The 13,359-nt window shown below is 71.8% G+C and carries 9 protein-coding genes, 1 tRNA gene and 1 pseudogene; 2 read left to right on the forward strand and 9 right to left on the reverse strand.

Annotation, left to right across the window (positions count from 1 at the left end; all coding sequences use genetic code 11):
- Window positions 1–63 precede the first annotated feature (63 nt).
- The 4 genes from ACFYST_RS33200 to ACFYST_RS33215 form a co-directional block, all read right to left on the reverse strand.
- Window positions 64–1,515 (reverse strand): glycoside hydrolase family 1 protein, encoded by a 1,452-nt coding sequence (locus ACFYST_RS33200; RefSeq protein ID WP_387867778.1) that lies wholly within the window; start codon window positions 1,513–1,515, stop codon window positions 64–66.
- 61 nt (window positions 1,516–1,576) lie between these two features.
- Window positions 1,577–2,461, reverse strand: coding sequence for a carbohydrate ABC transporter permease (locus tag ACFYST_RS33205; protein ID WP_387867780.1), 885 nt, complete (start codon window positions 2,459–2,461; stop codon window positions 1,577–1,579).
- Window position 2,462: 1 nt separating this feature from the next.
- Window positions 2,463–3,410 carry a carbohydrate ABC transporter permease gene (locus ACFYST_RS33210; protein ID WP_387867783.1) on the reverse strand — a complete coding sequence of 316 codons (948 nt, stop codon included), beginning with the start codon at window positions 3,408–3,410 and terminating at the stop codon, window positions 2,463–2,465.
- 98 nt (window positions 3,411–3,508) lie between these two features.
- On the reverse strand, window positions 3,509–4,825 hold the full coding sequence (locus ACFYST_RS33215) for an ABC transporter substrate-binding protein (protein ID WP_387647260.1): 1,317 nt from the start codon (window positions 4,823–4,825) through the stop codon (window positions 3,509–3,511).
- A gap of 409 nt (window positions 4,826–5,234) precedes the next feature.
- Here ACFYST_RS33215 and ACFYST_RS33220 point away from each other — a divergent pair, with 409 nt between their 5' ends.
- Window positions 5,235–6,299 (forward strand): LacI family DNA-binding transcriptional regulator, encoded by a 1,065-nt coding sequence (locus tag ACFYST_RS33220; protein WP_387867785.1) that lies wholly within the window; start codon window positions 5,235–5,237, stop codon window positions 6,297–6,299.
- A 52-nt stretch (window positions 6,300–6,351) separates the two neighbouring features.
- Here the strand turns inward: ACFYST_RS33220 and ACFYST_RS33225 are convergent, their stop codons facing one another.
- From ACFYST_RS33225 to ACFYST_RS33245, 5 genes and pseudogenes are all read right to left on the reverse strand, one after another.
- On the reverse strand, window positions 6,352–6,798 hold the full coding sequence (locus ACFYST_RS33225; RefSeq protein WP_387867788.1) for a DUF4442 domain-containing protein: 447 nt from the start codon (window positions 6,796–6,798) through the stop codon (window positions 6,352–6,354).
- A gap of 215 nt (window positions 6,799–7,013) precedes the next feature.
- Window positions 7,014–7,089, reverse strand: a tRNA-His gene (locus ACFYST_RS33230).
- 114 nt (window positions 7,090–7,203) lie between these two features.
- A complete protein-coding gene (orn, locus tag ACFYST_RS33235; RefSeq protein ID WP_387647258.1) occupies window positions 7,204–7,806 on the reverse strand; it encodes an oligoribonuclease in 603 nt (200 codons plus the stop codon).
- Window positions 7,807–8,474: 668 nt separating this feature from the next.
- Window positions 8,475–9,563: pseudogene (locus ACFYST_RS33240) on the reverse strand (helix-turn-helix domain-containing protein); the annotation flags it as partial.
- Window positions 9,564–10,681: 1,118 nt separating this feature from the next.
- The gene (locus ACFYST_RS33245) at window positions 10,682–11,668 is read right to left on the reverse strand and encodes an HAD family hydrolase (RefSeq protein WP_387867790.1); all 987 of its coding nucleotides are present in this window, start codon (window positions 11,666–11,668) and stop codon (window positions 10,682–10,684) included.
- 1,006 nt (window positions 11,669–12,674) lie between these two features.
- Between ACFYST_RS33245 and ACFYST_RS33250 the strand changes: the two genes are divergently transcribed.
- Window positions 12,675–13,184, forward strand: a complete 510-nt coding sequence (locus tag ACFYST_RS33250; RefSeq protein WP_380483760.1) for a universal stress protein — start codon at window positions 12,675–12,677, stop codon at window positions 13,182–13,184.
- Window positions 13,185–13,359: the final 175 nt, after the last annotated feature.

The following is a 13,359-nucleotide window of genomic DNA, read 5'->3' on the forward strand; positions in this document are numbered from 1 at the left end:
GGACCCCCGCCGGTCACGCCCGTCGCTCACACGCCGTCACATCGGGTGGCGGTCGATGAGGGTTCAGCCGAGCCCCCCGCGCCGGATCACCTCCGCGTACCAGCGGGCGCTGGACTTGGGGGTGCGCCGCTGGGTCTCGTAGTCGACGTGCACGATGCCGAAGCGCTTGCTGTAGCCGTACGCCCACTCGAAGTTGTCGAGCAGCGACCAGAGGTAGTAGCCGCGGACGTCCGCGCCGGCGGCGATCGCGTCGGCCACCGCGGCGAGGTGCAGGTGGAGGTAGCGGACCCGTTCCGGGTCGTCGATCGTGCCGTCCGGGCCGACCACGTCCTCGTACGCGGCGCCGTTCTCGGTGACCATCAGCGGCAGGCCGAAGTCGCGGTGCATGCCGATCAGAGACTCGGACAGGCCGGTGGCGTCGATCGGCCAGCCCATCGCGGTGACGTCGTCGTTGGCGAGGTGGAAGCGCACGTCCTCGGCGCCGGGCCAGGGGCTGTGCGCGCTGTCGCCGTGGCCGCCGTTGTGCGTGGGTTCCGCGGACTCGGTGTCCTTGTGGAGGGCCGAAACGACGGTCGGGGTGTAGTAGTTGAGGCCGAGCAGGTCGATCGGCCGGCCGATCTCCGCGAGGTCGCCGGGCCGGACCAGTTCGTCCCAGTCGACGATGGCGGCGGTGTCGGCGAGCAGGTCGGCGGGGTAGCCGCCGTTGAACAGCGGGCCGGTCCAGATCCGGTTGCCGACCGCGTCGATCCGGCGGGCCGCCTCCCGGTCCTCGGCGCTGTCGGTGAGCGGGCGGACCAGGTGCAGGTTGTGCGAGACGGCGATCTGCGCGGTGGCGGGCAGCAGTTCGCGCAGCGTGCCGACGGCCAGGCCGTGGGCGAGGTTGAGGTGGTGGGCGGCCTTGAGCGCGTCGGCGGGGTTGGTGCGACCGGGAGCGTGGACGCCGGAGCCATAGCCGAGGAAGGCGCTGCACCAGGGCTCGTTGAAGGTGCTCCAGAGCGGCACCCGGTCGCCGAGCGCGCGGGCGGCGAGTGCCGCGTATTCGGCGAAGCGGTGGGCGGTCTCGCGGACCGGCCAGCCGCCGGCGTCCTCCAGGTCCTGTGGGAGGTCCCAGTGGTAGAGGGTGGCGACGGGGGCGATGCCGTGTTCGAGCAGGGTGTCGACCAGGGCCCGGTAGAAGTCGAGCCCGCGTTCGACGGCGGGGCCGCGGCCGGTGGGCTGGATCCGCGGCCAGGACAGCGAGAACCGGTACGAGGTGAGGCCGAGGTCGGCCATCAGCCGGACGTCCTCGCGGAAGCGGTGGTAATGGTCCACCGCGACGTCCCCGGTGTCGCCGTTCAGGACCTTCCCGGGGGTGTGGCTGAAGACGTCCCAGATGGAGGGGGTGCGGCCGTCCTCGGCCGCGGCGCCCTCGATCTGGTAGGCCGCGGTGGCCGCGCCCCAGGCGAAGCCGGGCGGGAAGGAGACCCCGGGGGCCCCGGCGGTGTGGGCGGCGGTGGACGGATCGGTCGTGGTCATTCGGGAGCGCTCCCATGGCTGAGGAGGGGACGGGGCGGGTGTGCCGGGGTCTTCCGGAGAGTCAGCTCTTGACGGCGCCGGACGTTATCCCGCCGACAATGTGCTTCCCCAGAACGGCGAAGATCAGTAGCAGCGGCAGGGTGCCGACCAGTGCGCCGGTCATGATCACGGCCTGGTTGATGTCGTGGCCGGAGCCGCCGCCGATCGCCGACAGCGCAACCTGCACGGTCGGGTTCTGCTGGGTGAGGACCACGAAGGGCCAGAAGAAGTCGTTCCAGGACTGGACGAACACCAGCATGCCGAGCACCGCCATCGCGGGCCGGGCCACCGGGAACACCACGTGCCAGATGATCCGCAGGCTGTGCGCGCCGTCCACCCGGGCCGCCTCGATCAGCTCGAACGGCAGTGCCCCGGATAGGAACTGACGCATGAAGAACACCCCGAACGCGGCCACCAGCGAGGGCAGGATCACCGACTGCAGGTGGTTGCCCCAGTCCAGCTTCGTGATGATCCGGTACAGCGGGATCACGCTGAGCTGCGGTGGGATCGTCATGGTGGCGACCACCAGGGTGAGCAGCGCGTTCCGGCCGCGGAAGCGCAGCTTGGCGAAGGCGAAACCGGCCAGTGTGGAGAACAGCACCGTGGACAGCGCGACGCAGCCCGCCACCACGGTGGAGTTCAGCAGCGCGGTGCCCATGTCGGCCTGCTCCCAGGCGGTGGTGATGTTCGCCCACAGCCGGCCGCCGGGCACCATCGGCGGCGGCGACTGGGCCACCCGCTCGCCGGTGTGCGAGGCCGCGACGAACGTCCAGTACAGCGGGAACAGCGAGACCACCGCGGCAACGGCCAGCAGCAGGTAGGCCACCGGGCCGGCCTTGTCGTGGTCGCCGGCCGCGCGGCGGAACAGGCTTCTGCGCGCGGAGGGTGAGGACAGAGTGGCGGCCATCTCAGCCTCCCGATTCGTGGCGCTTGCGGTAACGGGCGATCAGGAACTGCACCAGGCCGATCAGCAGCAGGATCAGCAGCATCGTCCAGGCCACCGCCGAGGCCCGCCCCAACTGGCGGGACGGCCAGCCCAGTTCGTACATGTACAGGCTCAGCGTCTGGAACTGGTGCGCGGAGCCGCCGGAGACGCCCACCCCGCCGCCGAACAGCAGCGGCTCGCCGAACAGCTGGGTGGCGCCGATGGTGGAGACGATGACGGTGAACAGGATGGTCGGCCGGATCGACGGGACGGTGATCCGGGTGAACTGCTGCCAGCGGTTCGCCCCGTCCAGACTCGCCGCCTCGTACAGGTCCTTCGGCACCGCCTGCATGGCGGCCAGGTAGATCAGCGCGTTGTAGCCGGTCCAGCGCCAGGTGACGATGGTGGAGATGGCGATCTGCGAGGGCCAGGTGTCGGCGTACCAGTTGGTGTGGTGGACGCCGACCGCGTCCAGCGCCCAGTTGATGAACCCGTAGTCCGGGTTGAACAGTTGGACGAACACCAGGGTCGCGGCGGCGATCGAGGTGGCGTACGGGGCGAGGATCGCGACCCGGAAGAAACCGCGGGCCCGCATCCGGTAGTTCAGCAGGTGGGCGAGCCCCAGCGCCATCAGCAGCTGCGGGACGGTGGAGATCACCCCGATCGTGAAGGTGTTGCGCAGCGCCGTCCAGAACTGGTCGTTGGACCACAGCCGGGTGTAGTTGTCGAGGCCCTTCCACTCCAGCACGTCCGGCTTCAGCAGGTCGACGTAGTGCAGCGACAGCCAACCCGTCCAGATCAGCGGGAACAGGCCGAACGCGGCGAAGCAGAGGAAGAACGGGGCGATGAAGGCGTACGGCGAGGCCTTCAGGTCGAGCCGGTACAGGCGGGAGCGCCAGGAGGGGCGCGCCGGGGTGGCGTTGGTGGCCACGGGGGTTTTCCTTCCCGGGGTGGCGGGCGGCGGCGGAACAGCGCCCGGCCGGGTGGGCGGACCCGGCCGGGCAGTCGGTGACCGGGACAGCGACCGGGTCAGTGGCCGACCTTGTCGTCAACCAGCTTGGTGACGTTGCTCCACGCCTTGGCCGGGTCGGTGCCGTGCTCCTCGATGTCGAGGACGCCGTTGTCGGTGATGATCGTCTTCGCGTTGCCGTCCTGCTCACCGATCGGCGCCGGCGTGACGGTCTGCGCGGTGGTGGCGAAGATCTGGCCGGTCGGGGCGTTGTTGAAGTACTCGGCCTTGGCGCCCTGGACGGCGGGCTGCCGCAGGCCGCCCACGGTGGACGGCAGGTTGCCGACCTTGGTGAACACCTTCGCCTGCTGCTCCGGCGCGGTCAGCCAGCTGGCCAGCGCGGCGGCCTCCTTGGTGTGCTTGCCGGCCTTCGGGACGGTCAGGAACGCGCCGCCCCAGTTCGAGGCGAGCGGCGGGGCCGCGACGTCCCACTTGCCCTTGCCCGAGTCGCCCGAGTACTTGCTGATGATGCCGGTCATCCAGGACGGGCAGACCACGGTGGCGAACTTGGCGTTCGCGAACGCGGCGTTCCACGGGTCCTGGAACTGCCGCAGACCGGCGCTGATCTTCGCCTGCGAGGCGGAGACCGCCAGGTCCCAGGCCTTCTTGACGCCCGGGCTGGTCTTGTAGACCAACTTGCCGTCGGCGTCCGAGTACTGCTGGGGCTCGGCCGACAGTGCGGCGTTGAACAGGCCGGACGCGGAGTCGGTGAAGAACGTGCCCGCCGGGGCGTTCGACTGGTAGCTCCTGCCCGCCTCGACGAACTTCGACCAGTCACCGGCCCACAGCTTGCCCACCTCGGCGCGGTCGGTGGGCAGGCCGGCCTGCTGGAACAGGTCGGTGCGGTAGCAGATCGCCATCGGGCCGATGTCGGTGCCCAGACCGATCAGTGCGCCCTTCGCGGTGGTGGCCTGCTTCGCCTTCCAGCCCAGCCAGTTGGCCGGGTCGACGCCGTCGGCCTTGCCGAGGTCCACGAACTTGTCGCCCAGCGTGTTGGCGGCCTGCGCGATGTACCCGACCTCGACCGCCTGGATGTCGGCCAGGCCGCTGCCGGACGCCAGGTGCGTGGTCAGCGCGTCCCAGTACTTCTGGCCGTCCTGGACGGTGTCGTACTTGATCGTGACGTTCGGGTGCGCGGCCATGTACTCGTCGTACAGGCCGGCCTCCTTGTAGCCGAAGGTGCCGAAGTCGCCGACGGTCAGGGTGACCTTCGCGTTGGCGTCGCTACTGCCGGCCTGGTCCGTGCCTGACGAGCAGGCTGTGAGGAGCAGGGCGGAGGCGGCCAGCACGGCGGTGGCGAGGACGGCGGCTCTGTGCGGGCGGGAGGTGGTGCGCATGGGGGTGAACTCCTCTGTCCGGGTGGTGGGTCCGGGATGTTCTTCGTGCGCTGATTCTGGCTACAGTGTGGGAGCGCTCCCACACTTGGCATGCCGGAAGGTTGCTGGGTCGCGGGGGCGGGTGTCAAGGCATGGCGGCGCAAACGTTGCCGGAGCTTTCGGGGGTCACGGCCGGTTGAGGGTGGGGCGCGGGGCGGGGCTTCGGGCTGCCCCGGGCCTGGGGCCTGTCCGGCCGATCCTGCCGGGCGCGATCGGCCGGACAGGCCCTGATCGCGGTGCGCCCCGGATGGTCGTGAACGGCGGGGGACCGGCCACAATGAACAGTCCGTGGGGCGCCGGGCGGGCCCCGTCGGAACTGTGCTGCCCGCCCCGCCCGTCCCATCCGTCACAGAGACCGAGAGGTGCAGCGATGAGCCCGACCGCACAGCGCCCCGAAGCGCTCCACCCGGGCGCCGGCGGCAGAGCCACCGCGCGCCCCACCCTGGAAGAGGTGGCCGCGCTGGCCGGCGTCGGCCGCGGCACCGTCTCCCGGGTCGTCAACGGCTCGCCCCGGGTCAGCGCCAAGGCCCGCGAGGCTGTCCAGAACGCCATCGCGGAACTCGGCTACGTCCCCAACCGGGCCGCGCGCACCCTGGTCACCTCGCGCACCGACTCCATCGCGCTGGTCGTCCCCGAGGCCGAGACCCGGCTGTTCTCCGAGCCGTACTTCTCCGACATCATCAGCGGCGTCTCGGCCGAACTCGCCGAGACCGACATGCAGTTGCTGCTGATCCTGGTCCGCAACGAGCGCGAGCGCGAACGCCTCTCGGCCTACCTGACCGCCCAGCGGGTGGACGGCGTCCTGGTCGTCTCGGTGCACCGCGACGACCCGCTGCCCGCCCTGCTGGAGAGCCTGGAGATCCCGTCCGTGCTGGCCGGCCGGCGCGGCGACCTCGAACCGCTCAGCTACGTCCACGCCGACAACGCCGGCGGCGCCCGGATGGCCGTCCGGCACCTGCTGCGGCGCGGCTGCCGCCAGGTCGCCACCCTCACCGGCCCGCTGGACATGGAGGTCGCCCAGGCCCGACTCGGCGGCTACCGCCGGGCCCTGGAGGAGTCCGGACACCCCTACGACGAGGAACTGGTCGGCCTGGCCGACTTCACCGAGGAGGGCGGCCGGGTCGCGATGCGCGAACTCCTGGCACGGCGGCCCGAGCTGGACGGCGTGTTCTGCGCGTCCGACGTGATGGCGGCCGGCGCGATGCAGGTGCTGCGCGCCGCCGGCCGGCGGATCCCCGACGACGTCGCGGTGATCGGCTTCGACGACTCGATCGTGGCCCGGCACACCGACCCGCCGATGACCAGCGTGCGCCAGCCGATCGAGGAGATGGGCCGCACCATGGCCCGGCTGCTGCTGGACGAGATCGCCGAACGCGGCCGGGCCCGGCGGCAGGTGGTGCTGGCGACCGAGTTGGTCGTCCGCGACTCCGCCTGACCGCCGGGGCGGGTGGGCCCTGCCGGTGGGTGGACGCTGGGCCCCGAGTCGGTCAGGAGTTGGGGCGCAGCGTCCAGACGATCTCCAGCACGCCGGTGACGGCGCCGTCCTCGCGGGTGATCTCCACGGTGATCGGGAACTCGGGGCGCTTGCCCTCGTCCAGCTCGGCGAGCACGTCCGCGACCGGGCGGCCCAGCGTGGCCGTGGCCGTCACCACGCCGCGGGCGAGCTTCTTGAAGGAGATCTCGCCGACGGTGGGCAGCGGCACCGCGCGGCCCAGCTGGTCGCCGAACGCGGCCAGCACGACCGCGCCGCTCGCCGACTCGGCCAGCGTGAACATCGCGCCCGCGTGCGGCCCGCCCACGTGGTTGCGGTACTCCGGCAGGTCGGGCAGCCGCAGCACGGCCCGCTCCGGGGTGGTCTCCAGGTACTCCAGCTGCAGGGTCTTCACCATCGGGACGGTGTCGGTGAGCAGCTGGCCGATCGCAGTAGTGGTCATGGCGCCGATGTTACTGACAGGTAGCTTCGGCGTCCACGGTGGAGAGGACCGGTGCACGGGCCGAGGACCCGCTGATGTGCTGTCAGGTGTGCGGTCGTTCGAGGTGGGGGCCGGTATTGAATTCACGCCCGACATGCAGGGCGGCCGTTCCGGCAGTGCAACCGGGAATGCAAGAAGGGCCCTGGCCAATTCCCTTGGCCAGGGCCCTTCTTCGATGGGGTGAGCGACGGGACTCGAACCCGCGGCCACCTGGACCACAACCAGGTGCTCTACCAACTGAGCTACGCCCACCATCTGTCCGGCGCTTTCCCGCTTTCGCGTTCCCGCTCCGACAGGAAGAACTCTACAGGATGCTGAGGGGTGCTTGCGCCAGGGTTTCCCGGAGCGCCCGGACCCGAGCCCTGGTCAGGTGGTGGGCACCTGGTGGCGGGCAGCGATCTCCCGGGCGGTGTCGCCGTCCGGACCGGGCTGCGGAACGAACACCGCCTCGCGGTAGTACCGGAGTTCGGCGATCGACTCGCGGATGTCTGCCAGCGCGCGGTGGCTGCCGCCCTTCTGCGGGCTGTTGTAGTAGGCGCGGGGGTACCAGCGGCGGGCCAGTTCCTTGATCGAGGAGACGTCCACTATCCGGTAGTGCAGGTGGCCTTCCAGCTCCGGCATGTCCCGGGACAGGAAGCCGCGGTCGGTGGCCACCGAGTTGCCGCACAGCGGTGTCTTGCCGGCCTCCGGCACGTGCTCGCGGATGTACGCCAGCACCCGTTCCTCGGCCTCGGCCATGGTCAGGCCGTCCGCGAGCTCGTCGAGCAGACCCGAGGCGGTGTGCATCTCACGCACCACCTCGGGCATGTTCGCCAGCGCCTCGGCGGGCGGGCGGATGATCACATCCACGCCCTCGCCGAGCACGTTCAGCTCGGAGTCGGTCACCAGGGCGGCGACCTCGATCAGGGCGTCCCGATCGAGGTCGAGGCCGGTCATCTCACAGTCGATCCATACCAAGCGGTCATTCACGCCCCTCAGCCTACGGCGCGGTCGCGCGCCCCCGACACTGCACGCGCGCCGTCCGGACCGAAGTCCGCCGTCCCGCGCGCCCCTCGCTCCGACTCGGTCTCCGGGCGGTGTGCCACCCGCTGACCCCGGGCGCTCGGCTGCTGGCCGTCCGGGTCCTCCGCGATCGCGTGCTCCACCGGCCGGTCCTTCCGCTCGGCGCGCTCCGCACCGTCGAGCAGGTTGGAACGGTCGGGCCGGTCGGCCGGCGACGAGCCGCGACCGCCCGGGTACGCCGCACTCGGCCGCACCGGCTGGCCCGGCGACGGCTGCGCGTGCGCATGCGCGGGCGGGGGACCTTGATGGGCGCTCGGGTACGGGACGCCCGACTGCCCGCCCGGGCCGCCACCCGGCTGTGCCGCATTCGCGCCCGCGCCCGTGCCACCGGCCGGGCGGGCGACGTACCGCGGGTCGCCCGGACGTTCCGGCAGCCGCGCACCGAACGCCCCCGCCGGCGGACCGGCCTGCGACGGCACCAGCGGACGCTGCCGAGGCCGTCCCGCCGCACCGGCCGGGCCACCCACGCCCGGACCGCCGAGGCCGGAACCGCCCGTGCCCGGACCGTTCACGCCCGCCGCACCCTGACCATGAGTCACCCCGGTGTTCCCGGCCAGGCCCTGGCCCTGCTGGCCGTGCCCGCCCGGACCCGCCCCCGGACCGCCCAGCGCACCCGCCGCCCGCTCGGCCGGGACACCCGCCGAGGGCATCGCCGAGTTGCCGGCCGCCGGACGCCGGGCCCGGAAGGTGGTCCGGTACGCGGCCGGGGAAACCCCGAGCTGGCGGCGGAAGTGACCGCGCAACGCCACCGGGGAACGGAAGCCGCAGCGACGCGCGACGTCATCCACCGACAGGTCGGAGGTCTCCAGCAGCCGCTGCGCCTGCAGCACCCGCTGGGTGATCAACCACTGCAGCGGGGCGCTGCCGGTGAGCGTGCGGAACCGGCGGTCGAACGTGCGCCGCGACATGTAGGCGCGGGCCGCCAGGACCTCGACGTCGAACTGCTGGTTGAGGTTCTCCAACGCCCAGGTGACCACCTCGGCCAGCGGGTCGTTGCCGATCTCTTCAGGTAAAGACTGATCGATGTACTGGGCCTGACCTCCGCCACCGCGCCGGTTGGGCACCACCAGCCTGCGGGCGAGCGCGTTGGCGGCCTCGGCGCCGTGGTCGCTGCGGACCACGTGCAGACAGAGGTCGATGCCGGCCGCGGTACCGGCGGAGGTCAGCACGTCGCCGTCGTCCACGAACAGCTCGCGCGGATCGACGTGCACCCGCGGGTAGCGTTTGGCCAGCGTAGGCGCGTACATCCAGTGCGTGGTCGCCGGACGGCCGTCGAGCAGCCCCGCCGCGGCCAGGACGAAGGCGCCGGTGCAGAGGCCGATGATCCGGGCCCCCTCGTGGTGCGCCTTGCGTAGGGCGGCGATGGCCTCGACCGGCGGCGGCTGCGAGATCGAACGCCAGGCGGGCACCACGATGGTGCCGGCCCGGGACAGCGCCTCCAGCCCGTACGGTGCGGTGAGGGTCAGCCCGCCGGTGGTGGTCAGCGGCCCCTCCTCGCCGGCGCACACCAGCAGGCGGTAGCGGGGGACTCCGGCGTCCTGGCGGTCCACGCCGAACACCGACAGCGGGATCGAGCTCTCGAAGATCGGTGCCCCACTGAACAGCAGCACCGCGACCGTCTCGCGCCGCCGCCGCCCCGCAAGCTTCCGCGGCGCACCCAGCACACCCGGTCCGGTGGCGGCGAGCGCGTCGGATCCGCCCGAATTGCCGCCAGCGATCGAGGAGTTGGACGGTCCGGCGGCGAGACCGCCGTGACCGGTGGTGGTGGACTGGGGCTGCTGAGTCGAGGTCGCTCCGTACTGACTCTGAGTCAAGGTGCCGCTGCTGCTGTAGGGCTGATGCCCATTCGAACCGGCGCCGAGTGAACCGGGAGCTGCACCAACGAACTTGCCGAGTCTCGCTCCACCACCGGGAAGGCCCGACGGCTGGCGGCCGCCTTCAGGACCCGCGTCGCTCCTGCTCACCCTGCTCAAGGCGCTCCAGCCCCCTCGGTGGTGTGGTGGTCCCGGCTGCCGCTCTGCGAGCCAAGATCGAATCTACTTGGTGGACCGTTGCTGTTGTGACAAGTTCACCATCCGACGCTATGTCGACATGGCAATTTGGCGTGAAGCATTCGATCACGAAGCGTGGCACCCGTCGACCCCGCTGTGAAGGGGGCGCGGACAACCGTGGCTGGTTGTCGCACGACCTGTTCATGATTTACCCGCGAGCGGCGCACCCGCCGGCCACTGTGTGCTGCGGCTTTGCCCGAACGGCGGGTCGGGCCCGCAAGTTGGCCGAAAACATACGGTTCAAATCGGGGGCGCGAACCTACCTCCCATGCGCCACAGCGCACACCTGAGCCAAGATCCCCGCGCCCCGTCAGCCCCCCGGCGCAACCCGAATCGGCCACCTTCGACCGCCTCCCACCTCACACTCCGTCACTTCGTACCCCCCATTTCCCTCTCACCACTCCAGCCCCACAGGCCCCACTCGCCCCACGACCGCCATCGGTCGGCCAACCCCTCCGGCGACCCACCCCGTTGGGGCCCGTGCCGCACATTCGTCCGAATCCAACCCCCTTGCGGAGGGGCCGCTCGCACCCTCCGGGGCGCGCCGCCGGGCCGCCGGGCGACCGGGTGCCGAGTGGGCCCAACTCGGGCGGTTTGGAGGCGTGTTGGGCGGCCCTGGGGCGTGGCGTCGGCCGGATGGGCCGTCGGTCTCCTGCGCGGCCGGTTCCGTGGCGACTGCGGCTGGTGGCAACTCGACCTCACCGGGCGGGAGTTCGGGCGCCCTTCCGGCCTCAGCCGGCGGCGGCCGAGGTGTCGCTCCAGTGGCCCTGAACCGAGGGCCGGGCCTGCGCCTGGGCGGCGGACGGTCGGACGGGCGGCCCGGCGGGCTCGAGAGGCATCAGCGGCACTGTCCCGGTGAACGATGCGGGCTGGGTGAGGGGCGCCTTCGGCCCGTCCGGGGCGGGGGAGGGGGCCGGGGCCAACCTGGAGGCCGGGATGGCGAGGCGGGTGCGCGGCGGGCGCTTGCGGCCGGCTGCCCCGGTGGCGAAGTGCCGGGCTGCGAAGTGCCGGGCGGCGGTGGGGTGTTCGGCGATGGGGTGTTCGGCGGTGGTGTGTTCGGCGGTGCCGAGGATCACGCGCACCGCCTCCGGAAGGTCCGGCGCGCTGACGGTCGGGCGGTAGCCGCGTTCGGCCCAGGGGCGGCCGTGGTGCAGCCAGACACTGCGGAGCCCGGTGGCCTCCGCGCCCGCGATGTCGGACGGACCGTAGTCGCCGACCATCCAGGTCCGCGCAGTCCAGTCCCCCACCGGGCGGAACCCGCAGCGCCGCGCCGCGATTTCGAAGATCAGCGGATCCGGTTTGACGCAGCGGGCCTCCTCCGAGATGACCCAGCCGTCCACCAGGGCGGCGAGCCCGGTGAGCCGGATCTTCTCCAACTGCGGCACCGTCCCGCCGTTGCTGACGATCCCCAGCGTCCACCCGGCCTCGCGGGCCGCACGTAGCGCGCTCGAATGCGAATCGGGGCAGCTGATATGGGAGTTGATGCCGTGGCGGTAGTGCCCAAGCATCGACTCGACCGACCGGTCGAGGCCGTAGCGACGCTTTGCCGCGCCCAGTACGGTGCTGCGCGGTACGTAACCGCTGCCGTCGAGCATGACCAACCAGTCGAGGTCACCGGCGGGCAGACCGTTCTCGGCGAGGAAGTCCTCCGCCCAGGCCCGGAACGCGGCATCCCTGGGCAGCAAGGTGTTGTCGAGGTCGAACAGGAGCAGCGGCATGTCTCGCATGGTGCCAGCGGGCGCCCCATATGCAGGTGGCAATTGCCAAAGGCGAATCGAATTCCCACGAATTGGCCGAATCGGGCTGGTACGCCCCCAACTCGGGCCGTGATCACCCGAATTCCCCTTCCGCGCCCCGCCAACTGCCTTGCCCGGCCCGTGTTGACCATTCACCCGCACCGTCCACGGGCAGGGACGATCTCTGGCGATGACAGTCGGATCACGTTGTGTGCCTGCCCAGTTGCGCGTACGGCGCTCGTCGGTCAAGCTCCATGGAACCCGCCGCAGAAGGGGCGCACACGCCGGCGTGTGATTCCCCCACAAGCGGGAACCTGGTCGTACCGAGGGCTTCGCCGCTGGGTGCGGCCCATTCCGCGCCGTACTCTGAAAGGCACAGGTCGCCAACGGTGGTAGTCGTTTCCGAACGGTCCGCCACCGCGGTCGTGCCTTCCCCCGGGCCAGGGCGGTCCGCCGCCGTGTCCCCCTGTGCAGGCCCATCCCGGTTGAAGAGTTTTGAGCCATGGCTGGTCGAGAGCCTTCCGGTTCTGCCCACGGCAGTTCGCGGGACGACAGGTCCACTGCCGAGCTCCTCGGCACCCCGCCGGGAGCCGACCCGGCACGCCGCCCAGACGTCGCCGGACACGGTGGCACCGACGGACGCGGGCGCGGTGACGCGGCCGGTCGCAGTGATGTGGGCGGACGCGGTGATGCGGGCGGATGCGGTGATGTGGGCGGACGCGGTGATGCGGTTGGACGAGCCGCCGAGGACGTGCCCGAGCGTTCCGACGGGACGGGCGCCGCTGGCCCCTCCGGCCGTTCTCGCTCGACGAGTTGGGCAGTCCCGCGTGGGCGCAGGGGCGGGCGCGCGGGCGTGTTCGGACGCCCGGCCCGCCGGCGCCGTACGGACCGACCGGGGCCCGACGGCCCGGGACACCCCACTCCTGCCACCCCCGGCCCGGCGGCTGATCCCGCCGCCGCCCCACGATCCGGCACTGCGGAGGACGCGATGACCGACAGTTCCCGTCCGACCGTCGGCCGCCGCGACGGTGAAGGGGAACCGCAGCTCCAGGAGCACGGCTCCCGCGCCTGCGACCCGCAGTTCCAGCACGGCGTGGTGGTCGGCTTCGACGGCTCGCTCTCCAGCGAACGTGCCTTGGCCTACGCCGTCGGCATGGCCCGCCGCTCCCAGTGCGGACTGGTGATCGTCCACGTCGCCAACCGCCTCCCCGCCACGGTCTGGGCCGGCTGCGAGCCGCCCGTCTTCGTGGACCTCCCCGACCAGCGCACCGAGATCCTCGGCCTCGAACTCGCCTGCGCCGACTTCCTCTCCGGCGTCCCGTGGATCCTGGTCGAACGGGGTGGGGACATCTGCCACGAGATCGAAGAGGTCGGCCGGGAGTACGCCGCGGACGCCATCGTGGTCGGCAGCACCCACGGGCTGCTCGGGAAGATCTTCGGCTCGGTCTCCGGCCGCCTCGCCCGCCGCGCGAACCGTCCGGTCATCGTCATCCCCTGACCGACCCGGCCGCGCCCCGTTTCCGCCCCGTTTCCGCCTCGCCTTGTCTCGCCTTGTCTCGCGCCGCATCCTTCGGGCCGTCCGCCCACACCTGCTGTCGCGACTGTCGGATCATGGCCGGATGAGGGCGGGAGGAACCGGCCACCCGCGGCGCGGGACGGCTCGCGGCGGCTCG

It is taken from the genome of Kitasatospora sp. NPDC004614, from assembly GCF_042873675.1.
Lineage (GTDB): Bacteria > Actinomycetota > Actinomycetes > Streptomycetales > Streptomycetaceae > Kitasatospora.